Origin of the sequence: Pseudolysinimonas sp. (assembly GCF_049651805.1) — a bacterium.
Lineage (GTDB): Bacteria > Actinomycetota > Actinomycetes > Actinomycetales > Microbacteriaceae > Pseudolysinimonas_A.
The window spans coordinates 66,056-92,560 of record NZ_JBASCU010000017.1 but is presented as its reverse complement, the minus strand read 5'-3'; the positions used below and the strand labels follow the sequence as shown (position 1 = coordinate 92,560).

22 protein-coding genes are annotated in these 26,505 nt (G+C 68.6%); 18 read left to right on the top strand and 4 right to left on the bottom strand.

Going from position 1 to position 26,505, the window contains the following annotated elements; translation table 11 throughout:
* Window positions 1–46 precede the first annotated feature (46 nt).
* Window positions 47–1,873 (bottom strand): AMP-dependent synthetase/ligase, encoded by a 1,827-nt coding sequence (locus WBL06_RS03440; RefSeq protein WP_424454577.1) that lies wholly within the window; start codon window positions 1,871–1,873, stop codon window positions 47–49.
* Between the two features lie 83 nt (window positions 1,874–1,956).
* Between WBL06_RS03440 and WBL06_RS03435 the strand changes: the two genes are divergently transcribed.
* The 3 genes from WBL06_RS03435 (at window position 1,957) to WBL06_RS03425 (ending at window position 5,064) form a co-directional block, all read left to right on the top strand.
* Entirely contained in the window at window positions 1,957–2,913 is a 957-nt protein-coding gene (locus WBL06_RS03435) for an ROK family protein (RefSeq protein ID WP_424454576.1), read from the top strand.
* Window positions 2,914–2,924: 11 nt separating this feature from the next.
* Window positions 2,925–3,623 carry a lysophospholipid acyltransferase family protein gene (locus tag WBL06_RS03430; RefSeq protein WP_424454575.1) on the top strand — a complete coding sequence of 233 codons (699 nt, stop codon included), beginning with the start codon at window positions 2,925–2,927 and terminating at the stop codon, window positions 3,621–3,623.
* A 70-nt stretch (window positions 3,624–3,693) separates the two neighbouring features.
* Window positions 3,694–5,064 (top strand): class II 3-deoxy-7-phosphoheptulonate synthase, encoded by a 1,371-nt coding sequence (locus WBL06_RS03425; RefSeq protein WP_424454574.1) that lies wholly within the window; start codon window positions 3,694–3,696, stop codon window positions 5,062–5,064.
* On the opposite strand, the gene pknB is transcribed toward WBL06_RS03425, so the two are convergent.
* Window positions 5,065–7,056: a Stk1 family PASTA domain-containing Ser/Thr kinase gene (gene pknB / locus WBL06_RS03420; protein ID WP_424454573.1), complete on the bottom strand. Its 1,992-nt coding sequence runs from the start codon at window positions 7,054–7,056 to the stop codon at window positions 5,065–5,067.
* Between the two features lie 70 nt (window positions 7,057–7,126).
* Entirely contained in the window at window positions 7,127–8,458 is a 1,332-nt protein-coding gene (locus WBL06_RS03415; protein WP_424454572.1) for a LysM peptidoglycan-binding domain-containing protein, read from the bottom strand.
* A 146-nt stretch (window positions 8,459–8,604) separates the two neighbouring features.
* Here WBL06_RS03415 and WBL06_RS03410 point away from each other — a divergent pair, with 146 nt between their 5' ends.
* Window positions 8,605–8,949, top strand: a complete 345-nt coding sequence (locus WBL06_RS03410; RefSeq protein ID WP_424454571.1) for an Rv2175c family DNA-binding protein — start codon at window positions 8,605–8,607, stop codon at window positions 8,947–8,949.
* 444 nt (window positions 8,950–9,393) lie between these two features.
* Here WBL06_RS03410 and WBL06_RS03405 read toward each other — a convergent pair whose 3' ends face one another.
* On the bottom strand, window positions 9,394–10,515 hold the full coding sequence (locus WBL06_RS03405; RefSeq protein WP_424454570.1) for a polyprenyl synthetase family protein: 1,122 nt from the start codon (window positions 10,513–10,515) through the stop codon (window positions 9,394–9,396).
* Window positions 10,516–10,577: 62 nt separating this feature from the next.
* On the opposite strand from WBL06_RS03405, the gene WBL06_RS03400 reads away from it, so the two are divergent.
* The 14 genes from WBL06_RS03400 to ftsZ all read left to right on the top strand — a co-directional run bounded on the left by WBL06_RS03400 (window position 10,578) and on the right by ftsZ (window position 26,499).
* Window positions 10,578–10,934 carry a DUF3040 domain-containing protein gene (locus WBL06_RS03400; RefSeq protein WP_424454569.1) on the top strand — a complete coding sequence of 119 codons (357 nt, stop codon included), beginning with the start codon at window positions 10,578–10,580 and terminating at the stop codon, window positions 10,932–10,934.
* Window positions 10,935–11,116: 182 nt separating this feature from the next.
* Complete coding sequence (gene mraZ, locus WBL06_RS03395) at window positions 11,117–11,548, top strand: division/cell wall cluster transcriptional repressor MraZ (RefSeq protein ID WP_424454568.1); 432 nt, start codon at window positions 11,117–11,119, stop codon at window positions 11,546–11,548.
* Between the two features lie 100 nt (window positions 11,549–11,648).
* Window positions 11,649–12,614: a 16S rRNA (cytosine(1402)-N(4))-methyltransferase RsmH gene (rsmH, locus tag WBL06_RS03390; protein ID WP_424454567.1), complete on the top strand. Its 966-nt coding sequence runs from the start codon at window positions 11,649–11,651 to the stop codon at window positions 12,612–12,614.
* Window positions 12,611–13,183, top strand: a complete 573-nt coding sequence (locus WBL06_RS03385; protein WP_424454566.1) for a hypothetical protein — start codon at window positions 12,611–12,613, stop codon at window positions 13,181–13,183. Before rsmH ends, WBL06_RS03385 begins: the two co-directional genes overlap by 4 nt.
* A 22-nt stretch (window positions 13,184–13,205) precedes the next feature.
* Window positions 13,206–14,987: a peptidoglycan D,D-transpeptidase FtsI family protein gene (locus tag WBL06_RS03380; RefSeq protein WP_424454565.1), complete on the top strand. Its 1,782-nt coding sequence runs from the start codon at window positions 13,206–13,208 to the stop codon at window positions 14,985–14,987.
* 30 nt (window positions 14,988–15,017) lie between these two features.
* Window positions 15,018–16,577, top strand: a complete 1,560-nt coding sequence (locus tag WBL06_RS03375; RefSeq protein ID WP_424454564.1) for a Mur ligase family protein — start codon at window positions 15,018–15,020, stop codon at window positions 16,575–16,577.
* A complete protein-coding gene (locus tag WBL06_RS03370) occupies window positions 16,574–17,974 on the top strand; it encodes a UDP-N-acetylmuramoyl-tripeptide--D-alanyl-D-alanine ligase (protein ID WP_424454563.1) in 1,401 nt (466 codons plus the stop codon). The genes WBL06_RS03375 and WBL06_RS03370 overlap by 4 nt, the downstream gene beginning before the upstream one ends.
* Entirely contained in the window at window positions 17,971–19,092 is a 1,122-nt protein-coding gene (mraY, locus tag WBL06_RS03365) for a phospho-N-acetylmuramoyl-pentapeptide-transferase (protein WP_424454562.1), read from the top strand. Before WBL06_RS03370 ends, mraY begins: the two co-directional genes overlap by 4 nt.
* Window positions 19,092–20,627 (top strand): UDP-N-acetylmuramoyl-L-alanine--D-glutamate ligase, encoded by a 1,536-nt coding sequence (gene murD, locus WBL06_RS03360; protein ID WP_424454561.1) that lies wholly within the window; start codon window positions 19,092–19,094, stop codon window positions 20,625–20,627. Before mraY ends, murD begins: the two co-directional genes overlap by 1 nt.
* The gene (ftsW, locus tag WBL06_RS03355; RefSeq protein WP_424454560.1) at window positions 20,581–21,843 is read left to right on the top strand and encodes a putative lipid II flippase FtsW; all 1,263 of its coding nucleotides are present in this window, start codon (window positions 20,581–20,583) and stop codon (window positions 21,841–21,843) included. The genes murD and ftsW overlap by 47 nt, the downstream gene beginning before the upstream one ends.
* Window positions 21,840–22,922, top strand: coding sequence for a UDP-N-acetylglucosamine--N-acetylmuramyl-(pentapeptide) pyrophosphoryl-undecaprenol N-acetylglucosamine transferase (locus WBL06_RS03350; RefSeq protein ID WP_424454559.1), 1,083 nt, complete (start codon window positions 21,840–21,842; stop codon window positions 22,920–22,922). Before ftsW ends, WBL06_RS03350 begins: the two co-directional genes overlap by 4 nt.
* A 10-nt stretch (window positions 22,923–22,932) precedes the next feature.
* On the top strand, window positions 22,933–24,321 hold the full coding sequence (murC, locus tag WBL06_RS03345) for a UDP-N-acetylmuramate--L-alanine ligase (protein WP_424454558.1): 1,389 nt from the start codon (window positions 22,933–22,935) through the stop codon (window positions 24,319–24,321).
* 131 nt (window positions 24,322–24,452) lie between these two features.
* Window positions 24,453–25,220 carry a cell division protein FtsQ/DivIB gene (locus tag WBL06_RS03340; protein ID WP_424454557.1) on the top strand — a complete coding sequence of 256 codons (768 nt, stop codon included), beginning with the start codon at window positions 24,453–24,455 and terminating at the stop codon, window positions 25,218–25,220.
* A 133-nt stretch (window positions 25,221–25,353) separates the two neighbouring features.
* On the top strand, window positions 25,354–26,499 hold the full coding sequence (gene ftsZ, locus WBL06_RS03335) for a cell division protein FtsZ (protein ID WP_424454556.1): 1,146 nt from the start codon (window positions 25,354–25,356) through the stop codon (window positions 26,497–26,499).
* The last annotated feature ends 6 nt before the right edge of the window (window positions 26,500–26,505 follow it).

Genomic DNA, 26,505 nt, shown 5'->3' with positions numbered 1-26,505 from the left:
CTCTCGGGGGCGCACGCGTGCCGCAGAAGCGGCGCGCCAGGCTAGCTCAGTGCACCAAGCTTTCGCCCTGGGTGGCGGGTTGTTCGTACATGGCCTCGATCTGGGCGCCGAAGTCATTCATGATCGGGCCGCGCTTGATCGACATCTTCGGGGTCAGGTGGCCCGACCCTTCCGTGAACTCGGTCGCGAGGATCGTGAACTTGCGGATCGACTCGGCGCGCGAAACGCGTGAGTTGGCGGCATCCACCGCCTTCTGCACCTCGGCGATGACCTTCGGGTTGGTGGCCGCCTCTTCCAGCGACATCGACGCCGACTCGCCGTTGGTGTTGAGCCACGGCGGGAGCATCTCGGAGTCGAGGGTCACCAGTGCCGAGATGAACGGCCGCTGGTCTCCGACGACGACGACTTGACCGATGATCGGGTGGGATCGAATCGGGTCCTCGAGCAGAGCCGGTGAGACGTTCTTGCCCGCCGAGGTGACGATGATCTCCTTCTTGCGGCCGGTGATCTTGAGGTATCCGTCGTCGTCGAGTTCACCGATGTCACCCGTCTTGAACCACTCGCCGTCGAAGGTCTCCTTCGTCGCCTTCTCGTTGTTCCAGTACCCCGCGAACACCGCGATGCCCGTGACGAGCACTTCGCCATCCTCGGCGATCTTGATGCCGTTCCCGGGGAGTGCGGGGCCGACCGTGCCGATCTTGAACTTGTCGGCGCGATTCACTGTTGCGGGAGCGGACGTCTCGGTGAGCCCGTAGCCCTCGAGGATCTTGACGTCGAGGCTGCGGTAGAAGTGACCCAGCCGCGGGCCGAGCGGCGCGCCACCTGACACGGCGTACTTGACGTTGCCGCCCATGACGGCCCTGAGCTTGCCGTACACGAGCTTATTAAAGAGGGCGAACTTGATCTTCAGCCCGAGCGGGATCTTGCCCGCATCGACGGCTTTGGAGTGCTCGATCGCGGTCTCCACGGCCTGGTGGAAGATGTTGCCCTTGCCGCCGGCGATCGCCTTCTGCTCGGCCGAGTTGTAGACCTTTTCGAATACGCGAGGCACGGCGAGGAGGAAGGTCGGTTTGAAAGATCCGAGAGACTCGACGAGCTTCTTGGTGTCGTGCTGATGCCCCACCTTGACCCCGGCGTGAATCGAGAGGATCGAGATGAAGCGCGCGAATACGTGCGCGGTCGTGATGAAGAGGAGCGTCGATGCGCCCGGCGCGTTCACCACCTCGTCCATCGCGACCGCGGCGTTACGGCTGAGGTCGACGAAGTTGGAGTGGGTGAGGATGCAGCCCTTCGGGGTGCCCGTGGAACCCGACGTGTAGATCAGGGTCGCGAGGTCTTTACCCTTGGCGGTGGTGCGGCGCGTCTCGAGATCGGCGTCGCTGACGTCGCCTCCTGAGCCGGCGAGCTTCTCGAGGTCGCCGAGGTGCATCTGCCACACCTTGTCGACCTGCGGCGAGTCGCCGCGGATCTCGTCGAAACGGGTGAAGTGCTCGGCGGTCTCGACGATGATTCCGGTCGCTCCCGAGTCGGTGAGGATGTATTGGACCTGCGGCGGCGAGGACGTCTCGTAGATGGGAACGACGATGGCGCCGGCATAGGCGATCGCGAAGTCGACCAGGGTCCACTCGTAGCGCACCTTGCACATGAAGCCGATCTTCTCGCCTGGCTTCACGCCCGCAGCGATGAAGCCCTTGGCGAGGGCGACGACCTGCTCATGGAACTGCGCCGCCGTCACGTCGGTCCAGCTGCCGTCCGCTGCGGGGACCGCGAACAAGGCGTTGTTCGGGGTCTGGGCAACACGCGCGACCAGCAGGTCGGTGATGTTGGCGTTGGGATCGGGCTGGACTGCGAGTGGTGTGAAGTTCTCTTTCACGGCGACTCCTTTGGGGCCGGGGATGGTCAGGCCGAGCTTAGCCGTGCGATTTGTGCCCCCACCACGGAATTAGGCTGTGTCGGGTGCACGCCATCGGGATCGACATCGGAGGGACCAAGGTCGCCGGAGCCCTCGTGACCGAGGGCGGTGACATCCTTCGTCTCGAGCGTCGCCCGACCCCGGCCGGTGACCCGGACGCGATCGTCGATATCGTCGTCGAACTGGTACGCGAACTCGGCGATGGGGAACGGATCGTTGCCGCCGGCGTTGCGGCGGCCGGCTTCATCGACGCCGCGCAGTCGACCGTCTATTACGCGCCGAACATCAAGTGGCGCAGCGAACCGCTCCGCGATCGGCTGTCGGTTCGACTGCCGGGCATCGACATCACGATCGACAACGACGCGAACGCCGCGGGGTGGGCCGAGTACCGCTTCGGAGCAGGGCGCGGAACGACCGACATGACCATGTTGACGATCGGCACGGGGGTCGGCGGGGCGATCGTCACCGAAGGGCGCCTGCTGCGCGGCGGGTTCGGTGCTGCCGGTGAGATCGGGCATCTCCGAGTCGTGCCAGACGGGCACCCCTGCGGCTGCGGCCAGAAGGGCTGCATCGAGCAGTACGGGTCGGGTCGGGCGCTGATGCGGTTCGCGGGCGAGATCGCGGATGCCGGCGGCATCGGCCAGCCGCTCGCCCGGGCGCGCGAAGCCAACGGCGGGGCGCTCGACGGCACGGTCGTCGCCGCACTCATCGCCGACGACGACCCCGGTGCCCTCGAGGCGCTTCGGGAGCTCGGCGACTGGCTCGGCCAGGCGTGCGCCTCCATCGGCGCGGTGCTCGACCCGCAGGTGTTCGTCTTCGGCGGGGGAGTGGCGATGGCCGGCGATCGGCTGCTCGACCCCGTGCGGGAGTCGTTCCTCGCCCACCTGCCGGCCCGTGGCTTTCACCCCGAGCCGCAATTCCTCGTCGCGCAATTGGTGAACGACGCCGGCGTGGTCGGCGCCGCCGACCTCGCGCGCATCCATGCCGGTAGCTCGGGATAGGCGGCCAGGCGATGCCCTTTCTCTTCTGGCTGGTCAAGTTCGTGCTTCTGGGTCCGTTCCTGCACACCGTGTACCGGCCGTGGATCGTCGGCGCCGAGAACGTTCCGGAGTCTGGCCCGGTCGTCTTCGCAAGCAATCACTTGTCGTTCGTCGACTCGATATTCCTTCCGCTGCTCGTGGACCGACACATCGTATTCCTCGCGAAGAGCGAGTACTTCACGGGCACCGGGGTGCGGGGACGATTCAGCCGATTCTTCTTCTCGGGTATGGGCCAAGTGCCGATCGATCGCTCAGGGGGGAAAGCCGCTGAGGCGGCGATCGCGGCGGGGAGGGGAGTGCTGGCGGAAGGTCGCCAGCTCGGGATCTACCCGGAGGGCACCCGCAGCCCCGATGGCCGCCTCTACCGCGGTCGCACCGGCATCGCCCGGATGCTGCTGGAATCGGGGGCGACGGTGCTGCCGGTCGCGATGATCGACACCGACAAGGTGTTGCCGACCGGCACCTACTTTCCGAAACTGCGGAAGGTCGGCGTCGTGGTCGGGGAACCGATGGACTTCTCGCGCTTCGCCGGGATGGAGGGCGACCGGTTCGTGTTGCGGTCGATCACCGACGAGATCATGCACGAGCTCTCGAAACTGAGTGGCCAGGAGTACGTCGACGTGTACGCGAGTTCGGTCAAGAACCGCTCGAAACCAAGCGTCCGACGGTGACCTCGGCACCCGGCTAGGCTGAGCGGCTGGGCGCGTTCGCGCCCGACACCCTCCGATAGAGAGTCGTTCCGTGGTAGACCCGACCGAGACCGTCGTCCAGGCTGATCCGAGTGTGATCGAGGGTCTCGACTATTGGCGGACTCTGCCGATCAAGCAGCAGCCCGAGTGGCCCGACGCCGAAGCCGTCGCCGTCGCCTCCGCCGAGATCGCCTCCTACCCTCCGCTCGTCTTCGCCGGTGAGGTCGACATCCTGCGCGACCGGCTCGCGCGCGCGGCCCGCGGGGAGTCCTTCCTGCTGCAGGGCGGCGACTGCGCCGAGACCTTCGCGGGCGCGACGGCCGACCAGATCCGCAACCGCGTGAAGACGCTGCTGCAGATGGCAGTCGTGCTCACCTACGGTGCCTCGATGCCGGTCGTCAAGATGGGCCGCATGGCGGGACAGTTCGCCAAACCCCGGTCGAGCGATACCGAGACCCGGGGCGATGTGACCCTGCCGGCCTACCGCGGCGATATCGTCAACGGCTACGACTTCACTCCCGAGTCGCGGGCAGCCGATCCGCGCCGACTCGTGCGGGGGTACCACACGGCCGCGTCGACGCTCAACCTCATCCGCGCCTTCACGCAGGGCGGTTTCGCCGACCTGCGCCAGGTGCACTCCTGGAACAAGGGCTTCGCCACCAACCCGGCGAACCAGCGCTACGAGGGCCTCGCGAAGGAGATCGATCGCGCCGTCAAGTTCATGGAGGCGGCCGGTGCCGACTTCGACGAGCTGCGCCGGGTGGAGTTCTACACCTCGCACGAGGGTCTTCTCATGGACTACGAGCGGCCGATGACTCGCATCGACTCGCGCAACGGCACCCCGGTCAACACGAGCGCGCACTTCCTGTGGATCGGGGAGCGCACCCGCGATCTCGACGGTGCCCACGTCGACTACTTCTCGCGCATCCGCAACCCGATCGGCATCAAGCTCGGTCCCAGCACGACGCCCGACGTGATGGAGAAGCTGATCGACAAGCTGGACCCCGAGCGCGAGCCGGGCCGACTCACCTTCATCACCCGCATGGGTGCAGAGAAGGTGCGCGACGCGCTGCCCCCGCTGCTCGAGGCGATCCAGGGGATGGATGCCACCCCGCTGTGGGTCACCGATCCGATGCACGGCAATGGGCTCACGACGCCCACGGGATACAAGACGCGGCGCTTCGACGACGTCGTCGACGAGGTGCGGGGATTCTTCGAGGCCCACCGGGTGGCCGGCACCTTCCCCGGCGGCATCCACGTCGAGCTCACCGGCGACGACGTCACCGAGTGCCTCGGCGGATCGGAACAGATCGACGAGGCGACCCTCGCGACGAAGTACGAGTCGCTCTGCGACCCGCGCCTCAACCACATGCAGTCGCTGGAGCTCGCGTTCCTCGTTGCGGAGGAACTCGGCAAGCGCTAGCTAGCCGACCGCGAGCCGCACGGTGATGATGTCGCCGCGCCGCACGATCACCCCCGGCTCGGGGTCGGCTCGCGTGACGCGCGAGCTGTTCGGGAAGCTCTGCGCCAGCTCTTCGTCGATCTGGCGGTCGAACTCGTAGCCGAGTCCTGCGGCCTCGAGGGCGGTTCTCGCGTCGGTCCACGACATGCCGACGATCTCCGGAACGGCGACCGGGGAGGGACCGCTCGAAATGTTGAGACCCACGTCGTCGCCGGGCCTCACGGGAGCGCCGGTGTCGACCAAGCCGATGACGGTTCCCTCGGGAACGGTGTCGTCGTTGCTCTGCAGCTCGAGGCTGTCCACCACCGTGAGATCAACCGCAGCAAGCGCGGTTCGCGCTTCGTCGGGAGTCTTCCCCACGAGATCAGGCAGAGGGCCGGCCGACACGACGAGGGTCACCGGTTGGAGTTCGCCGTATTCGGTTGCGTCGAGCAGGCTGCCGCCGCCGGCGCCGAGGGCGTCGATGAGCTGGCCCGCCGCGACCTCCGAGTGGAACTGCACGTCGGTGGCTTCCAGGGTCCAGTGCTCGGCGACGATCGTTTCGGCCTCGGCTTGCGGCATGCCCTGGTCGAGGTTGAACGCGATCATCTCGGGCCCGGTGGAGAGCAGAATGACGACTGACGACCCAGGCTCGACGGGCTCGCCGATCTCGGGTTTGGTCTGAGCCACGAGGTCGAAGGGCACATGGGGCGAGTCGATCGATCCGGGCTGTTCGGCCACGACCAGCCCGAGGCTCTCCAGTTCGAGCGTGGCCTGCTCGAACGTGAGTCCCTCGATGCTTTTCGGAATGGTGACGCGAGCGCCCGGCCCGAACACGAACCACCAGCCGACTCCGGATGCCGCGAGCAGCAGGGCGCCGAGCACGGCGACGATCGGGATCCACCGCCGGGTGCGCCGGGGTCGGGGAGGGGGGTCGGCGACCGCGAGTTCGGTGCCGGGTCCGTCGGGCGTTCGACGCGCGCCCAGCACCTGGGTCGCTGCCTCGCTGAACGGTCGCTCGGGCCGCAGCGCCGACGTCAGCGACGACGGGTCGGTCGAATGGCGCGAACCGCTCGACGCGGCCGGAAGCACCTGGGTCTTCTGCGGCCGGGCGGGGGTGCCGGCGGGGAGGTCGAGCAGTGCTTCGGTGTCGCGCACCTGTTCGAGCAGGGCGCGGGCGTCGGCCGGTCGCTGGTCGGGATCTTTCGCCGTCGCCCAGAGCACGAGCTCGTCGAGTTCCCGCGGCACCTTCGAGTTCTTCGAACTCGGCGCGGGCAGAGGCTCGTTGGCGTGGCGGTAGGCGATCTGCATCGGCTGCTCGCCGGTGAACGGCTGCTCGCCGGTGAGCATCTCGTACATCATGATGCCGACCGCGTAGATGTCACTTCGGGTGTCGGCAACCCCGCGGGTGACGAGTTCGGGGGAGAGATAGGCGATCGTGCCGAGCAGGGCCGCCCCCGTGGCGGTGTTGGCCGAGGTCGCGCGGGCGAGCCCGAAGTCGCCGATCTTGATGCGTCCGTCGTCGGCGAGCAGCACGTTCTCGGGCTTCAGATCGCGATGCAGGATGCCGGCCTTGTGAGCGGCTCCCAGCCCGGCGAGCACCGCCTCGGTGATGTCGATCATCTGTTGCGGGGTGAGCGACCCGTACTCATCCAGCAAGTCGCGCAGCGTGATACCGGGCAAGTACTCCATGACCAGGTAGGCGGACTCGCTGTCCTGCCCTTGGTCGAAGACGTTGACGACGTTCGGGTGCGCGAGTCGAGCGGCGCTGCGCGCCTCCTGGATGAAGCGCTGCTTGAACTGGCTGTCGTCGGCGAGGTGTCCGTGCATGACCTTGACCGCCACGCGGCGCTCGAGACGCAGATCGGTCGCGAGATAGACCGTCGCCATCCCGCCTCGGGCGATGCGTGAGCGTACCTGATACCGGCCATCGATAAGCCGGCCGATCAGCGGATCGGTGGCGTTGACACTCACCCTCGGATTCTAGGTTCGCACCGCCGCCGAGCCTGGGAGGACACCCGAAAGGCGCAGGATCAGGCCGTTGTCAGGCCAGCGCCGCGAACCAGGCGCGCGCGCTCGTCTCCCACTTCGCGTAGGCGTCGGGGTACGCCGAGATCTGCACTTTCTGGGCCGCGACGGTGAGCGGCATCGACTGCCAGCCGGAGATGTCGAGCAGTCCCCGCGTGTAGCCGCTGCGGCCCTGGTAGAAGAGGAACGCCGAGTGGTACGGGTTCATGATGTCGTCGACGCTGCCCCAACCCGTGCTGGTGCGCTGCTGGAAGAGGCCGACCGAGTCACGGTCGCCGTAGTCGATGTTGCGAAGGCTCGATTCCTGCATCGCCGTGGCGAGCGCGATGATGATGCCGTAGTCGGGCACCCCCTGCTCGCGGCCGACCTGGATGATGATGCGGGCGTTCGTCTCCTGCTCCGCGGTGAGTACCGTGACCGACCCGTTGGAGCTACCAGCCGACGACCCGCCCGCCGACGAACCGCCGGACGACGATCCGCCACCGGGAATGACGATCTTCTGACCGGGATAGATGATGCTCGACGCGGTGAGTCCGTTCGCGGCGAGGAGGGCGCTCGTCGTCACCCCGAAGCGGGCCGCGATCGCCGAGATCGTGTCGCCGGACGTGATCGTGTAGGTCGAAACCGGGGCTGGGGCTGGGGCGGGGGCGGGCGCGGGTGCCGGCGTGCTCGACGACACCAGCTCGATCGCGGGGGCTGCCGATGGGGCAGCCGGTATCGCGATCGTCTGGCCCGGATAGATGATGCTCGACCAGCCGAGCCCGTTGGCGCTCAGCACCGATTCGACGGAAACGCCGAACCGCGCGGCGATGCGAGAGATCGTGTCGCCCCGGGCGATCGTGTATCGACCACCCTCCTGGGTGGTGGCGGGCGCGACGCTCGCACCCGGAGCCAGCTTGAGCACCTGGCCGGGAAAGATCAGCGACTTCCAACCGAGGCCGTTGAGGGCGAGAACGGATGCCGTGGACAGCCCGTGCCGTCCGGCGATCGCCGCGACGGTGTCACCGGCCTTCACCGTGTACTGCGTCGGCGACGCGGAGCTTCCGCCGCCGGTTGCGACCCGGGCCGCTGCTCCGACCAGGCTGCGCATCGACGTCGTCAGGTCTGACTTGGGCTTCGCAGGCTTCTTCGGCGCGGCCGAGACCGGTTCGACCGGACCTGTCAGGTTGAGCCCCATCGTCATCGCGCTCGCGACGACGAACGGCAGGGTCTTGCGGAAGCCGTCGCCGAATGCACGCCCGCGGCGCTCGCTGCGGTGCCTGCCGCCCGCGTTCGGGGTCGCCGTTGACGACACCAGCCCTGGGAACAGGGGTCGCGCGGTGTCCTCCGCGTCGGATACGTCCGTCATCTCCGCCTCAATCTCCCTCAGCCCCCCGAGGATTCGTGTCGGCACTCCTCCCAACCGTGACACAGCTGTACATGCGTGTCAATCAACGTGGCGGGTGTTGCAGGAGTTTACAAGACCGAAACATTTCACCGTGGCACTCTAGAGGGGTGACCGCACCCGCCCCGCGGACCTGGCTGACCGTGCCGGAACTCGTCGACATCCTCAGCGAACCACCCGGCCGCATCAGACGGCTCATCGACGACCACACCCTCCCCGGCACCCGCATCGACGGCGTGCTCAAAGTGCCCGCCGACTTCATCAAAGACGGCGAACCCCTCCACGACGCGCGCGGCACCGTCATCGTGCTCCACGACGCGGGCTACAGCGACGACGAAGCGTTGAACTGGATGCTCGCGGACAACGAGGTGCTCGGGGGAGTTGCTCCGGTGGATGCGTTGCGGGCTGGGCGTAAGGCCGAAGTTCGCAGAGTCGCTCAAGCGCTCGGCTTCTGAGTTACTCGGGGGCTACGCGGCCGGATCCCGTTCAAGAGTCAAGAGCGAGGACCCCGACCCCGATTGACGCGGAACGCCTCGTCTTCGAGACCTGCATCGGAAATGTCGCTCTGGGATGACGGTTGCTTCGACACGCCCACGACACGCCGTGTCGACCGCGTCCGGTCCCCGCAGAGCGACACCGCCGAAGGCGCCGAACCGCCGCAGAAGGATGTGGGTCCCCTCGGGGGCGAGGGAGCCGTGCCCCGAGACGCACCTCGTCTCCCTGGAAGCATCCGCTGGACGAGGATCCGACCGTGTGGCTGTCTCCCCGGAAACCGTGTGGCTGTCTCCCCGGAAACGTGGTGTCCTCGTGGGTGCCCGCCTCCCCCGTGAGAGGAGGCTGGGGTGGGGTGCCCGGTGGTTTCGGGTGTGCGCCCGACGTCCCGGCGTCCTTGCCGTGTTTTAGAAGGTGCGGGTGGTGGCGGCGTCGGCCAGGGCGGTGAGTTCTTCGCGGGCGGAGCGGGAGATGGGGGCGTCGGCCAGTGCTGCGCGGGCCTGGGTGAGGTGGTGGGCGATCGCACGTTCCACGTGGTCGACGGCGCCGCTGTCGCGGACGGCCGTTTGGAGCATGGCGATTTGGTCGCTATCCAGGGTGCGGTCGCCGAGGAGCTCGTCGAAGACTCGGGCGGCGGATGCCGGGAGCTTCTGTCGCACGAGGGTGACCAGGACGGTGCGTTTTCCCTCGCGCAGGTCGTCGCCCGCGGGCTTGCCGGTCACCGACGGGTCGCCGAAGACGCCCAGCAGGTCGTCGCGCAGCTGGAATGCGATCCCGAGCGGCAGGCCGAAGTCGCGCAGCGCCGCGATCTGCGCCAGTGAACCGCCGGCGAGGGAAGCCCCGATCGCCAGCGGAGCCTCGACGCTGTATTTCGCCGACTTGAACACGATGACCCGTTGGGCACGGGAGAGATGCTCGCTCTCGGGTACCGTGCGCCACGCCATCTCCTCGAAGATGTCCAGGTACTGGCCGGCCATCACCTCGGTGCGCATCCGCGCGAATTCGGCACGGGCCGCACGGCCGGCCGCGACGTCATCCACACGGGCGACACCGTCATCCACCAGTTGGTCGCTCCAGCCGAGCAACACGTCACCCAGCAGCAGCGCCGCCGAAAGGCCGTACGCGTCGGCGGAGCCGTCCCAGCCGCGCTCGTTGTGCAGAAAGCCGAACGCCCGATGGGCGCTCGGTTGACCGCGCCGCAGGTCGGAGTTGTCCATGATGTCGTCGTGCACAAGTGCCGCGGCGTGGAATGCTTCCAGCCCCGCGGCGATCGAGACGATCGCCGCGAGATCCGCCTCGGTCGAGCCCTCATCGAGCGGGTCGAACTCGGCCGCCTCGGCGCCCACGGCACGCCAGCCCCAGTAGCAGAACAGTGCGCGGAAGCGCTTGCCGCCGGAGAGGAGCCGACGGGCGCCGTCGTTGACGATCTCGAGATCGGGGGCGATGCCGCGCAACTCCTCGCCGCGCTCGGCGAGGAAGTCATCGAGTCGGGACTGCACCAGGTCCACCAAACGCGGACTCACAGGCACGCGCCTACCTTATCCAGGCTCGAGCGGCCTACAATGAGTTTCTCGCGGTCAAGGAGTTCACCATGCCACTTTCAGAGCAGGAGCAGCGCCTCCTCGATGAGATGGAGCGCAACCTCTACCACCACGACGCCGATGATGTCGCCAAAGTCGGCATCCGTGGGCGCGCCAACTACACCGCTATCGCCCTCGCGATCGTCGGCGGCGTCGCTGGGATCGTTCTCCTCATCCTCGGCGTGATCGTGCAGCAGCCCCTGGTCGGGCTCCTCGGGTTCGTCGTGATGTTCATCGGCGCCCTCCTCGGATTCGCGCCGCCGCGCCGACTGACCGTCGCGCGCGACGCTGACGCCAAGAGTCGGCGTGCGAGCTTCATGGACACCCTCGGCGAACGCTGGGAGCAGCGCCGCGACTCTGAGGACTGACCTCCCACCCCCATCCTTTCGAAACAGGCCGACCTTCGGGTCGGCCTTTTTTCGTTGCCCGAAAGGGAGCACCGGCGTCCCCAAATGGAGGAGAAGTGGGGCAAAAGGGTTGTGTGGGGAGGAAAGTGGAGTAATGTGGAGCCACCTCAGACGTCTGGCCGGAGAAGTGAGGGGGTGGCCGCATGTTGCTCGGCACCTTCGCGCCCAAGCTCGACGAGAAGGGGCGCGTCATCCTCCCGGCCAAGTTCTGGGACGAGTTCTCCGGCGGGCTCGTCATGACCCGCGGGGTGGACCGCTGCGTGTTCGTCTACTCCGAGCGTGAGTTCGAGAAGGTGCACGAGAAGATGAGCAACGCCCCCGTGACCACGAAGGAGGGGCGCGACTACATCCGCCTCTTCCTCTCTGGCGCGACGCAGGAGATCCCCGACAAGCAGCGCCGAGTCACCGTGCCGGCGATGTTGCGCGAGTACGCCGGCCTGGATCGCGAGCTCACGATGATCGGCGCCGGGACGCGCGCCGAGATCTGGGACTCGGCCGCCTGGAACGAGTTCTACGCCGCCACCGAGTCCGGCTACGCCGCCGCCGACGGGGAGGTGATCGCGGGCCTCTTCTAGATCCCTCGAACCCGACCCTCAGCCGCGCACCCTGGCTCACTTCCCCGGAGCCAGGTCGCAGCGGATGGGGATCAGGTTCGAGGGCCCGGCCCCACTCCTCATGACGGATGCATCGAACGACGCCCTGCACACCCCGGTCATGCTCGACCGCTGTCTCGACCTGCTCGCGCCCGCACTGACGTCTCCGGGTGCGGTTTTCGTCGACGGAACACTGGGGCTCGGCGGCCACGCCGAAGCGTTCCTGCGTCGATTCCCCGAACTCACCCTGGTCGGGATCGACCGGGATCCGGAGGCGCTGCGCCTGGCGGGGGAGCGGCTTGCGCCGTTCGCCGACCGCACGCACCTCGTGCACGCGGTATCGGATGCGCTCCCGACCGTGCTCAGCGACCTCGACATCCCCGAGGTCGCCGGCATCCTCTACGACCTCGGGGTGTCGTCGATGCAACTCGACCGCATCGACCGGGGCTTCTCGTACGCGCGGGATGCCGCACTCGATATGAGGATGGACCCGACCGCGCCGCTCACGGCCGCCCGGATCATCGCCGAGTACGACGAAGGGGCGCTGCGGCGCATCTTCTTCGAGTACGGCGAAGAGAAGCTCAGTGCCCGGTACGCCCGGAAGATCGTGCAGGCGCGCGCGACCGCGCCGATCGAGACGTCGGCGCAGCTCGTCGACCTGCTGCAAGCGGCGACGCCTGCCGCGCTCAAGAACGCCGGACACCCCGCGAAGCGGGTCTTCCAGGCGCTGCGCATCGAGGTGAACGCCGAACTCGACGTGCTCGCGCGAACGATCCCCGCCGCGCTCGACGCGCTCGAGGTCGGCGGCCGCATTGTCGTGCTCGCCTACCAGTCGCTCGAAGATCGCCTGGTCAAGCGCGAGTTCGCTGCCCGGTCGGCCTCGACAGCTCCGCGCGGGCTTCCGGTCGAACTGCCCGAGCACGCCCCCGAGTTCACGTTGCTGGTGCGTGGCGCCGAGTTGGCGAGTGACGCCGAGAAGACCCGCAACCCGCGGGCGACTCCGGTGCGGCTGCGTGCTGTCGAGCGACTGCGCAGGGCGGCCGCATGAGCGCGCTTCCCCTCGCCTCACCGCGCCCGGCTCGCGCGCCGGCGCCGCGTCGGCACCTCGAGGTCGCGCCGACGCGCGCGCAGCGTCGTGCCCGCCCTCGCGTGCTCCCGGCGATCGTCACGATCGGCGGGATCGGCGTCATCCTGCTGGCCCAGTTGCTGCTCAGCATCGTGCTCGCCGACGGCGCCTACACGATCGCGGGCCTTCAGACGCAGCAGCGCGATCTCGAGCGCCAAGAGCAGGCGCTCACCGAAGAGCTCGAGGTGCTGTCGTCGACCCAGAACCTCATCGCGAATGCCGAGAACCTCGGCATGATCGCGAGCGGCAACCCGGTGTTCCTCGACCTGTCGACGGGTGCCGTCTCGGGCAATCCCACGCCCGCCGGCGGCAGCCTCACCGGGTCGCAGGGCAACCAGATCGGCAACTCGCTGCTCGCCGGTCACACCCTCGTCGAACCGGCGGCGGCCGACGAGCCGACAAGTTCTGCTCAGAGTTCGACCGGAGGCGGCGGGTCGGCAACGCAGTCGCCGTCGTCGCCTGGCACGATCCCCTCGCCGACCACTCGCTGACGCGCAGGCAAAAGGGGCAGGGATGACGAACTCACGGCTCACCGCGCGGCGCCTCGCGCTGACGCTGTTCGCCGTCTTCGCGATCGTCGGTCTGTTCGTCGTCAAGCTTGTCGACATCCAGGTGGTGCGCGCCGAGGAGCTGACGGCAGCAGCGCAGGCGCGACGCTCGAGCACGGTTCTCGTGCACGGGGTGCGCGGCAGCATCGTCGACGCGAACGGGGTCGCCTTGGCCGACAGCGTGGAGCGCTACGACATCACCGCCGCGCCCGTCAACGTGGGAGAGCAGACGACGATCACGATCGACGGCGAGAAGGTCAAGGTGCCGACGACCGAGGCGATCGCCCGGTTGGCCGAGGTCACGGGCACGCCTGCCGCCGACCTCTACGCGGCGCTCACAGCCGACCCGGAGTCGAAGTTCACATATCTGGTCAAAGGAGTCGAACTCGACATTCTGACGGCGGTGTGGGACCTCGACATCGCATGGATCTACTCCGAGATGCGGCCCTCGCGCACCTACCCTCGCGGTGCGATTGCGGGCAACCTCGTCGGCTTCCTCGGCACCGACGGCGCGCTCGCCGGCACCGAGCTCCAGGCCGACGAGTGTCTCGCGTCTACGCCGGGAACCTCGACGTTCGAACGCAGCGCCGACGGGGTGCGCCTTCCCGGCAGCCTCGAGGTCGAGCAGGAGGCCGTCGACGGCGGCACGGTGCACCTCACCATCGACGCGGATCTGCAGTGGTACGCCCAACAGCAACTCGCCCAACAAGGGGCGGCGGTCGGTGCCGAGTGGGGTACCGCGATGGTGGTGCGGGTCGACACCGGCGAGATCGTGGTCGCCGCCGACTGGCCGTCGATCGACCCGAACGACCTGAATTCGGTGAGTGCCGAGAACTCGGGCGCGCGCAGCTTCACGGCGCCGTTCGAGCCGGGCTCGATTATGAAGCCCGTCGCGTTCGCGACGCTCCTCGACCGCGGCCTGATCACCCCGAACACGCAGGTCACCGTGCCCGGCAACTACACCAACGGACTTCCGGCGGGAGAGAACATCACGGATGTCTTCGCCCATGGCGATCTGCGCTGGACGGCCACCGGCATCCTCATGAACTCATCGAATATCGGTACGGTGATGCTCAGCGAGCGCCTGACCGCCGAGCAGAAGTACGACGCGTTCCAGGCCTTCGGGTTCGGGCAGCCGACCGAGGTGGAGTTCCTCGGCGAGTCGGTGCCCGGCAACCACGGTCAGGTCTACACGCCTGAGCAGACCAAGGCCGACACCGTCACGCTCGCGGCGCAGATGTTCGGCCAGGGCATCACAGCGACGAGCGCCCAGATGGCGAGTCTCTACCAGACCCTCGGCAACGGCGGGGTGCGGATGCCGCTGACGCTGGTCGCCGGGTGCGAGCACCCCGACGGCACGTGGACGGAGGTGCCCGTGCCGACCGGCGAGCGTGTCGTGAGCGAGTACGCCGCTGAAACGACGTTGCAGATGATGGAGACCGTCGCCAGCCAGGGCGCGTCGCGCGACGTGGTGAGCGTTCCGGGTTACCGCATCGCGGCGAAGACGGGCACGGGCGAGGTCGCCGAGAACGGTCGATACGGGTCGGAGCGCATCGTCTCGTACGCGGGCGTCTTCCCGGCCGACCGACCCGAGTACGCCATTGTCGTGACGATCGGCAAGCCCGATACGATGAAGTCGTCCGCCGCCGCAGCCCCCGTCTTCAACGCGATCATGGAACAGGTCATCAAGACCTTCCGGGTCACGCCCTCGACGGAAGCGGCGCCGAGTCTCCCGCTCACCTGGTAGGTGGGTGGGAAAGCAGAGAGAAGGAGTCGGGTGAGTTCTCGGATCCCCCCGGTCCTTCGACCGGAGCATCCATCGCCCCGCTCGCTCGCCGGATTCGTCGAGGAGTTCGGGATCGACCACCGGGGCAGCATCGACGGTGTCGAGATCAGCGGGGTGACCCTCAGCACGAGCGACCTGCACCCCGGTGACCTCTTCGTCGGCGTGAAGGGGGCCAAGGGGCACGGTGCCGGGTACGCCGCCCAGGCCCGAGAGGGCGGCGCGGTGGCGCTGCTCACCGACGACGAGGGGGCGGAATTGGCGGCGGATGCCGGGCTGCCGATCCTTCTCGTCGAAAGCCCGCGGCTCGCGCTCGGCGAGATCGCCGCCTGGGTATACCGCACGCGGGAGAACCCGCCCCTGCTGTTCGGCACCACCGGCACGAACGGCAAGACGTCGACGTCGTACCTTCTCGAGGCCGTCCTGCGGCAACTCGGACTCGTCACCGGGCTGTCGTCGACGGCGGAACGGCACATCGGCGACCTGACGATCGTCAGCCGACTGACCACGCCCGAGGCGAGCGAGATGCACGCACTGCTCGCCCGGATGCGGGAGAGCGGCGTGCGCGCCGTCGCCGTCGAGGTGAGCGCTCAGGCTCTCACCCATCACCGCGTCGACGGGCTGCTGTTCGATGTCGCCGGGTTCACCAACCTCAGCCACGACCACCTCGACGACTACGCCGACATGGAGGAGTACTTCCACGCGAAGCTGCCGCTGTTCCAGCCGCAGTTCGCCAAGCGCGCCGTCATCTGCCTCGACACGGCCTACGGGGCGCGGGTCGTCGAGGAGGCGCACATCCCGGTGACCACGATCGCGACCGTCGGGCACGCGAACCCCGACGACGTCGCGAGCGCCGACTGGACGGTCGAGATCCTCGACTCGACGGCTGCCTACACCGAGTTCCGGGTGGCGGGACCCGAGGGTCGGTCACTCGTGACGCGCGAGCCGCTCATCGGCTGGCACATGGCCGCCAACGCCGCCCTCGGCATCGTCATGCTCGTCGAGGCGGGATTCGAGCTCGAGGCGATCGGAGCGGCGCTGGATGCCGACGGCGGCATCCGGGCCTACCTGCCGGGCCGTACCGAACGGGTGTCGGGGGATCGCGGCCCGAGTGTCTACGTCGACTTCGGGCACAGCCCCGACGCTTTCGAGAACACCCTCGCGGCCGTGCGGCAGTTCACGACCGGTCGCACGATCATGGTGTTCGGAGCCGACGGGGACCGCGACGCGTCGAAGCGCCACGCGATGGCTCGGGTCGCGGCCGAGGGCAGCGACATCCTGATCATCACCGACCATCACCCGCGCTTCGAGAACCCCGCTTCCATCCGAGCGACCCTGCTCGAGGGAGCCGCGCAGGCCGAGAACCAGCCGGAGCTCTACGAGGTCAGCCCGCCGGAAGCGGCGATTCTCAAGGCCGTTTCACTCGCCAAGGAGGGCGACTCGATCCTCTGGGCCGGCCCCGGGCACCAGGACTACCGCGACATCGAGGGCGAGCGCACTCCCTACTCCGCACGCGACCTCGCGCGCGCCGCCCTGCGTGAGGCCGGCTGGTGATCGCCCTCACTCTCGCCGAGATTGCAGATGCGCTCGGCGGCCGCATCGTGCGGGGTGACCCCGAGGCAGCCGTCGACGGCAGCGTCGAGACCGACTCCCGCCTGGTGTCGACCGGTTCGGTGTTCTTCGCGCTTCCCGGCGAGACCACCGACGGGGCGTTGTTCGCGCCGTCCGCCGTCGAGGCTGGTGCGGCGTTGGTCATTGCAGAGCGAGAGCTGGACGTCGCGGCATCGCTGATCGTCGTGCCCGACGGGGTCGCCGCGCTGGCGGCTCTCGCGAAGACGGTTGTCGCCCGCGTGCGCGCCCTGGGCGCCCTGAAGATCGTCGCGATCACCGGGTCGAACGGCAAGACGACCACAAAGAACCTGCTGCGTGCGGTACTCACCGCAGAGGGACCGACCGTCGCCCCTGAGGGCTCGTTCAACAACCATGTCGGCGCGCCGATCTCCATGTTGCGGGTCGACGAGGCGACGCAGTACCTCGTGGTCGAGATGGGGGCCTCGCACGTCGGCGAAATCGCCCGCCTGATCTCGATCGTCACCCCCGACATCGGCATCGTGCTCAAGGTGGGGCTCGCACACGCCGGCGAGTTCGGGGGCATCGAAGCGGTGCAGCGCGCGAAGGCCGAGATGGTCACCGACCTGCCTCCGGATGCCGTCGCCCTGCTGCACGGTGACGACCCGCGGGTCGACGAGATGGCGACCATGACCCGCGCGCGCGTCGTGCGCTTCGGGGTGGGCGAGTCCAACGAACTCCGCGCCGACGACGTTCAAGCGACCGCCACCGGAACGACGTTCGACTATCTGTCGGACGGCGGGCGCCATCCGGTGTCGCTTCGCATCCTCGGCGAGCATCACGTCGCCAACGCCCTCGCGGCCCTTGGAGCGGCCCGAGAGCTCGGGATCCCCGCTGAACGTGCGATCGCCGCGATCGAGACCGTGCCGCGCGCCGAACGCTGGCGCATGGAGGTGCTCGAGCCGGGAGACGGCGTCACGATCATCAACGACGCGTACAACGCGAGTCCCGACTCCACCGCGGCCGCGCTGAAGACCCTCGCCCAGATCACTCGAGGCAGGCCCGGACGCTCCATCGCGGTGCTCGGCGAAATGGCGGAACTGGGGGAGTACGCCCAGGAGGAGCACGATCGCCTCGGCCGGCTCGTGGTGCGGCTGAACATCTCGCAGCTCGTCGTCGTCGGCGAGCGAGCCCGCCACATCCACGCCGCGGCCGGGCTCGAAGGGTCGTGGGACGGGGAGTCGGTGTTCGTCGCGGACGCCCAGGCGGCCTACGATCTCCTTCGGGAAGATCTCCGCGCCGGCGACGTCGTGCTCGTGAAGTCCTCCAAATCCGCGGGACTCCGGTTTCTCGGCGACCGACTCGGAGGTGTGACGCAGTGATCGCCCTCCTGATCGCCGGTGGCTTCTCGCTCGCGTTCACGCTCTTCCTCACCCCCCTCTTCATCCGGCTGTTCCGCCGCATCGGCTGGGGGCAGTTCATCCGAGACGACGGGCCGCAGAGCCACCACACCAAGCGCGGCACTCCGACGATGGGCGGCATCGTCTTTCTCATCGGCGCCTTCCTGGGCTATCTCGTGGGGCACCTGGTTGCCGGAGTGCCGTGGACGATGGTGGGCGTCCTAGTGTTCGGCATGGCGTTCGGCCTCGGACTCGTCGGATTCGTCGACGACTTCGCCAAGATCCGCAAGCAGCGCAGCCTCGGCATCGGGGGGTGGACGAAGATCGCCGGACAGGTGATCGTCGGATCCGTCTTCGCTGTCTTCGCGATCACCGAGAACTTCCGCGACGAGAACAACTTGACGCCCGCATCCACACTCATCTCCGGCGTACGCGACATCAGCTGGCTCAACCTGTTCGCCTTTGGGTCAGTCGTCGGATTCGTGCTCTTCGTCGTCTGGGTGAACATCATCACGACGAGCACGTCCAACGCCGTCAACGTCACCGACGGCCTCGACGGCCTCGCGAGCGGCGCCGCGATCTTCGCGATCTCGGCCTACATCTTCATCGGGTTCTGGCAGGCCAACCAGTCGTGCTTCAACGAGAACGTCATCGGGTCGAGCACCTTCTACAAGTGCTACGAGGTACGTGACCCACTCGACCTCGCGGTCGCCGCCGCGGCGCTGAGCGGATCCCTGGTGGGGTTCCTGTGGTGGAACACCTCGCCCGCGAAGATCTTCATGGGCGACACCGGGTCGATGGGGCTCGGCGGCGCCCTCGCCGCCCTCGCGATCATGACCCGCACCGAGTTGCTGCTCATCCTGATCGCGGGCCTGTTCATCATCGTGACCGGCTCGGTCATCATCCAGCGGGCGTACTTCAAAGCCACGAAATGGCGATTCGGTCAGGGTCGCCGGGTGTTCCTGATGAGCCCACTCCAGCATCACTTCGAGCTGAAGGGCTGGGCCGAGATCACCATCGTCGTGCGGTTCTGGCTCATCGCGGCGCTCTTCGTCGCGGCCGGTGTCGGCGCCTTCTACCTCGAGTGGGCCAGTCGCTAGTGAGGGATCTGTCGCGCCTCGTGAGCTGGGGCTCCGACTGGCAGGGACTGCGCGTCGCCGTGTTCGGTGTCGGCGTGACGGGGTTCGCGGTCGCCGACACTCTCGTGGAACTCGGTGCCGAGGTGCTCGTGGTCGCGGCGCGGGCATCCGACGAGCACGTGCAACTCCTCGAGGTGATCGGCGCTCGGCTCGACCTGCACCCCGACGAGACGACGGTTCCGGATGCCCTCCCGGCGTTCGACCCTGATTTGGTGGTGGTCTCGCCCGGCTACCACCCCGACCACCCGCTCCTGGTGTGGGCGGCCGAGCGCGGCATCCCGGTCTGGGGCGACATCGAACTGGCGTGGCGCCTCCGCGACAAGGTGCCACGCGCCGACGGCGAGCCGGCCGACTGGATCTGCATCACCGGAACCAACGGCAAGACGACCACCACCCAGTTGACGGCGACGATGCTGGTCGCCGGCGGGCTCCGCGCGGCACCGGCCGGCAACATCGGCATCCCGGTGCTCGACGCGATCCGCGACCCCGAGGGATTCGACGCGCTCGTGATCGAGCTGTCGAGTTACCAGTTGCATTGGGTCAACACCAACGCGGGCGGCGAACTCTCGCCGTTGGCGAGCGTGTGCCTCAACCTCGACGACGACCACCTCGACTGGCACGGGTCGGCACGCGGGTACCGGGACGCGAAGGCGAAGGTCTACGCGAACACCCGGCTCGCGTGCGTGTTCAACCAGGGCGACCCCGCGACCCGCGAGATGGTCGAAGACGCCGAGGTGCAGGAGGGCGCTCGCGCGATCGGCTTCACGCTCGGCGTGCCCGGACCGAGCGACGTGGGCCTTGTCGACGACATCCTCGTCGACCGGGCGTTCCTCGACGAACGCCACAACTCGGCGCTCGAACTGGCGACCCTGGGCGACCTGCGGGCTTCCGGGCTGGGCACTCCGCACGGCATCGCGAACACCCTGGCGGCGGCGGCCCTCGCCCGGGCGGCGCGCGTTGCGCCGACGGCGATCCGGGATGCCATCCGCTCCTTCGCGCTCGACCGTCACCGCACCGAGGTGGTGCTCGTCCACGACGGGATCACCTACGTCGACGACTCCAAGGCGACGAACGCCCACGCCGCCAATGCGGCTCTGGCCGCGTTCGACTCGGTCGTCTGGATCGCCGGCGGGTTGCTCAAAGGCGTCGATCCCGCGCCGCTGGTGAAACGGCACGCGGCCCGGTTGCGGGGTGCCGTTCTGGTCGGAATCGACCGTGCGGCGCTGCGCGAGGCGTTCGAACGACACGCGCCCGGCGTCCCCGTCGTCGAGGTCGCCGAGTCGGAGACTGAGGTGATGCCGGTCGCGGTGCGCGCGGCAGCGGCGCTCGCCCGACGCGGCGACGTGGTGCTGCTCGCGCCCGCGGCGGCGTCGATGGATCAGTTCATCGACTACGCGGACCGGGGACGCCGGTTCGCCGAAGCGGTACGGGAGTGGACGGGAGGCGACGATGGCGAGAGTCCCGCGTCCCGGTCCGGTTCGCCCGAGCCCGCGTAGCCGCCCCGCGGAGCCGGCGGCGGGGAAGGCCGCCCCGTCGGCGGTGATCGCCGTGCGGAAGCTGTTCGCGGCCGAGACGCCCGAATTCTTCCTGCTGCTCGGCACCACCCTGTTCCTGCTGATCTTCGGGCTCGTGATGGTGCTCTCCTCGTCGGCGATCCAGTCTCGGATCGACGACGGTGACTTCTTCGCGCGTGCCGCTCGACAGGGCTTGTACGCGGTCATCGGGCTGCCGTTGCTGCTGCTCGCCTCGCGCGCCCCGCTCTCGTTCTGGAAGCGGTGGGCGGGCTGGGCGGTCATCGCCGGCGTCCTGCTTCAGATGCTGGTGTTCACCGATCTCGGCTACGAGACCGGCGGCAACCGTGGCTGGCTCGACTTCGGGGCCTTCACCGCCCAGCCGTCCGAGCTGATCAAGCTGGCCCTCGTCATCTGGCTGCCCTGGATTCTGGTGAAGCGGGCCGCTCTGCTCGACGACTGGCGCTACGTGGTGGTGCCGATCGGCCCGATCGTCGCCGTCTGCGTCGGGCTCGTGCTGCTCGGCAACGACCTCGGGTCGGCATCGATCATCATCTTGCTCGTGCTGGGCACCCTGTTCTTCGCCGGCATCCGCCTGCGGTTCCTCGCGGTCGCGGTCGCGGTCATCGCGGTGCTCGGGTCGGGCGTCGCGATGTTGAGCCTCTCGCGTCGGGATCGCATCGACGCGTGGCTCACCGGGTGCGCCGATCCCGATCTGCTCGGGGGTGAGTGCTGGCAGACCGTGCACGGTTGGGAGGCGCTCGCCCACGGCGGAGTCCTGGGCGTCGGCCTCGGCAACTCCGCCGGGAAGTGGTCGTGGATCCCCGAGGCCGACAACGACTTCATCTTCGCGATCATCGGCGAAGAACTCGGCCTGCTCGGGTGCATTCTGGTGCTCGCGTTGTTCGTCGTGCTGGCGATCTGTTTCGTGCGCATCATCCGGATGGCGCGTGACCCGTTCGCGCGGATCGCGACGGCAGCGGTGATGACGTGGATCATCGGCCAGGCCTTCGTGAACATCGCCGTGGTGCTCGGGGTGCTTCCCGTTCTCGGGGTGCCGTTGCCTCTCGTTTCCGCGGGCGGTTCGGCACTGCTGACGACGATGGCTGGGATCGGCATCGTGCTCAGCTTCGCCCGTCATCGACCCCAACCCGAGGATCGCGCGGCGCTCGCTCCGCGGTCGACCACAATCGTCAAGTGACCACGTACCTGTTCGCCGGTGGCGGCACCGCCGGCCACGTCAATCCGTTGTTGGCGACGGCCGACCGGCTCCGCGACCGCGAGCCCGACGCAATCATCCTCGTGCTCGGCACCGCGGAGGGCCTCGAGGCGCGGCTCGTTCCGGAACGCGGCTACGAACTGGTGACCGTGCCGCGGCTGCCTTTTCCACGACGTCCGAATCGCGATGCCCTGCGTTTTCCGGCGCGGTGGCGCGCATCCGTCGACCGCGTGCGCGGAGTTCTGCGCGATCGCGGCGTGGATGTCGTGGTGGGGTTCGGCGGGTACGCCTCCGCTCCCGCCTACGCGGCCGCCCGCAAGGAGCGGTTGCCGATCGCGGTGCATGAACAGAACGCGCGCCCCGGGATCGCGAACCGGCTGGCGGCGCTCTGGACCCGTCACCTCGGGGTGACCTTCGCCGGAACGCCGCTGCGTCACGCCCGGGTCGTCGGGCTGCCGTTGCGCGCGGAGATCGAGCGTCTCGACCGCCCGGCCGCGCGGGTCGAGGGCCTGGGGTCGTTCGACCTCGCCGCCGACAAGCCGGTGCTGCTCGTCACGGGCGGCTCGACCGGCGCACTGCGGCTCAACACCGCGATCAGCGAGTCGGTCGCCGCGCTGCTCGGTGCCGGCTGGCAGGTGCTGCACATCACCGGCAGCCGCTCGCCGGTCAAAGATCCCGAACTCGCCGGCTACCGCATCCTCGAGTACTGCGACCGGATGGATCTCGCGTTGGCGGTCGCTGACCTCGCGGTGTCCCGCGCCGGAGCCGCGACGGTCTGCGAGCTCGCTGCCGTGGGCGTGCCCGCCGTCTTCGTTCCCTACGCGGTCGGCAACGGCGAGCAGGCGCTCAACGCGCGGGGTGCCGTGGATGCCGGGGGAGCGGTGCTCGTGGCCGACGCCGCGTTCACGCCGGAGTTCGTCGCGCGCGAGCTGCCGCTCCTGCTACAAGACCGCGCTCGCGTGGCGCACATGGCGGCGCGAATGGCGTCCGTCGGGGTGCGCGACGGTGCCGACCAGATGGTCGAGCTCGTGCTCGAAGCGCGCGTCTCGGTGCACCGGTAGCGTTGAAGCGATGATCAAGCCCGACCTCGACCTGGAGATCCCTGCGGATCTAGGGTCGCTCCACTTCGTCGGCATCGGTGGTTCCGGCATGAGCGGCATCGCCCGGCTGTTCCTCGAGGCCGGGCATCGGGTCACCGGTTCCGACCGCAGCGAGAGTGCCGCCGTACGGGAGTTGCGCGACCTGGGCGCGGAGGTCTGGGTCGGCCACGACGCCGTCCACGTGGGCGACGCCGACACCCTCGTCGTCACGGGCGCACTCTGGCAGGACAACCCCGAATATCAGGAGGCCCTGCGGCGCGGCATCCCGGTCCTCCACCGGGCGCATGCACTCGCGTGGCTCGTCCGCGGCACCCGACTCATCGCCGTCGCGGGGGCTCACGGTAAGACGACCACCACCGGAATGATCGTCACGGCGCTGCGCGAACTCGGTGCCGATCCGAGCTTCGTCAACGGCGGCGTGATCGCCGGCTATGGCCGCAGTTCGGGCCGAGGCCAGGGCGAATGGTGGGTCATCGAAGCCGATGAGTCCGACGGCTCGTTCGAGCTGTACGACCCTGCGGCGGTACTCGTCACCAACCTCGACAGTGACCACCTCGACCACTACGGCACGCAGGTCGCCGTTGAGGATGCCTTTGTGCGCGTCGCATCGGGCGCCCGCGAGCTGCTCGTGACCTGCGCCGACGACGCCGGCGCCGGCAATGTCGCCGCGCGGGCATCCGCCCCCCGAGCCCTGAACTACGGAGCGGCCGCAGATGCGGACGTGCGCCTGTTCGACGTGGATGCCGGCGAGACGGTGGCGTTCGGCCTGTCGTTCGCGGGCGCGGAGTTTCGGGTGCGACTGAGCGTCGCGGGCGCGCACAACGCCCTCAACGCCGCCGGCGCGTTCGCGGTGCTCGCCGGGCTCGGGTTCGAGCCCGGCGCCATCGCGCGCGGCCTCGAGGCGTTCACCGGCACCGGCCGGCGCTTCGAGCACCACGCCACGGTGGCCGGCGTGCGCGTCTACGACGACTATGCCCACCATCCGACCGAGGTCGTCGCCGCCCTGGAGACCGCGCGTTCCGTCGTGGGGGCCGGTCGCGTCATCGCGGTGCACCAGCCCCACCTGTACAGCCGCACGCAGGCGATGGCGGCAGAGTTCGCGGAGGTCTACGAGCGGCTCGCCGATCACACCGTGGTGTTGGATGTCTACGGTGCACGGGAAGACCCCATCCCCGGGGTGACCGGCGCCCTCGTCGCCGACCGGTTCAACGACGCCTCGCGCGTCGACTATCTTCCCGACTGGCAGCAGGCCGCCGAGCGGGTGGGTGAGATCGCACGGCCCGGTGACCTCGTGATGACGCTCAGCTGCGGCGACGTCTATCGCATCATCCCGCAACTGGTCGCCGCGCTCGAGCCGTGAAGCGTCCTGAGCGCTCGTCCGCGCATCCACCCCCGGCGGTGAAGGCGTCGAAGCCGTCGCCGAAAGCGGACGAACAATCTGCCACGCGGGTGCCGGCGCCCCGGGCTCCTCGACGCGAGCCGAAGCCAACGGTGGAACGCACCGTGCGGAAGGCGGAGCGCATCAAGCAGCGTGACGAGCGGGCCGAGGTCAAGCGCTTCACGCGCCACGCCCGTCGACGGCGGATCGGGTGGCTCACGGTTCTCGCGATTCTCGGGGTCACGGCCGCGCTCATCGCGGTGGCGGTGTTCTCGCCGATCCTGGCGTTGCGTGAGATCCGCATCGAGGGCACCACCCGTCTCGACGCTGCCGTTCTGGAGGATGCGGTGTCGGAACAGCTCGGCACCCCGCTCGCGCTGATCGACGAGAGTCGCATCCGTGACGAGCTCGGCCAGTTCAGCGGCATCCGCAGCTATGCCACCGAGTTGATCCCGCCGGGCACGCTCGTCATCCATATCGTCGAGCGCACCCCGATCGGCGTGATCGGGACCCCGGCCGGGTTCGACATCGTCGATGCCGCCGGCGTCGTGCTCGAGGCGTCGCCGGCGCGCCCGGACGGCCTCCCCGTTCTGCAGGTCGCCGAGGCCGGCGCAGACGACACTGGCTTCGAAGCCATGGTGGAGGTGCTGATCGCCCTGCCGCCCGGCGTGCTCGCCCAGGTCGATTCGATCACCGCGCGGACGCGGGACGACGTGACCCTGACTCTCGTGGGCAGCGGCCAGCGGGTCGTCTGGGGCAGCGCGGCGGATTCCGACCGCAAGGCCGACATCCTCGCGGCGCTGCTGGAACGCTTCGCGGCAGCCGGCCCCGGGGAGTACGACGTCTCGGCCCCGGGCAGCGCGGTCTTCCGTCTGGATTGACCGCCGCGCGACGACACGCGCAGGGATGTCCAAGGTGTTGCCAGTCACCACGCTTACCGTGGGGACGAACATCGTAATGAGAAAGACTCTCAACTTCAAGTTGAGGTTGAGACTTTCACTCGGAGGCCGGAACGTGACGTCGAACCAGAACTACCTGGCGGTGATCAAGGTCGTCGGCATCGGCGGCGGTGGGGTCAACGCCGTCAACCGCATGATCGAACTCGGCCTGCGCGGGGTGGAGTTCATCGCGATCAACACCGATGCCCAGGCCCTGCTGATGAGCGACGCCGACGTCAAGCTCGACGTCGGGCGGGAACTCACTCGCGGGCTCGGCGCAGGCGCCGACCCGGAAGTCGGTCGCCGTGCCGCCGAAGATCACGCCGAAGAGATCGAAGAGGCCCTCGCCGGAGCCGACATGGTCTTCGTCACCGCAGGTGAAGGCGGCGGAACCGGAACCGGCGGCGCCCCCGTCGTGGCCCGCATCGCCAAGTCGATCGGGGCGCTCACGATCGGCGTGGTCACCAAACCTTTCGCCTTCGAAGGAAAGCGCCGTTCGGCTCAAGCCGAGGTCGGGGTGGCCGCGCTCAAGAACGAGGTCGACACCCTCATCGTCGTGCCCAACGATCGTCTGCTCGAGATCAGCGACCGCGGCATCAGCATGCTTGAGGCCTTCACGACCGCCGACCAGGTGCTGCTCGCAGGTGTTCAGGGCATCACCGACCTCATCACCACACCCGGGCTCATCAACCTCGACTTCGCCGACGTGAAGAGCGTCATGCAGGGCGCGGGCTCGGCGCTCATGGGAATCGGCGCGAGCCGAGGCGCCGACCGGGCGATCAAGGCGGCCGAACTCGCCGTCGCCTCCCCACTCCTCGAAGCCTCGATCGACGGAGCGCACGGCGTGCTGCTCTCGATCCAGGGTGGCTCGAACCTCGGAATCTTCGAGATCAACGACGCCGCCAAGCTCGTGCAGGAGGCCGTGCATCCCGAGGCCAACATCATCTTCGGTGCCGTCATCGACGACACCCTCGGCGACGAGGTGCGCGTCACCGTCATCGCCGCGGGGTTCGACGGCGGGGAGCCCTCGACGTATCGTCCCGCTCCCGCGCGCCGCGATTCGTTCGTCGCCGCCGAAGCACCCGTGACGGTCGCCGCCGGCGCGACGGGAGCCATCGACAGCCCGGGATGGGCCGCCGAGCCCGACGCTCCGCTGGGGGCGCCGCTCGATCGCGAGTTCGACGACGAGGGCGACCTCGACATCCCGGAGTTTCTCAAGTAGCGGAGC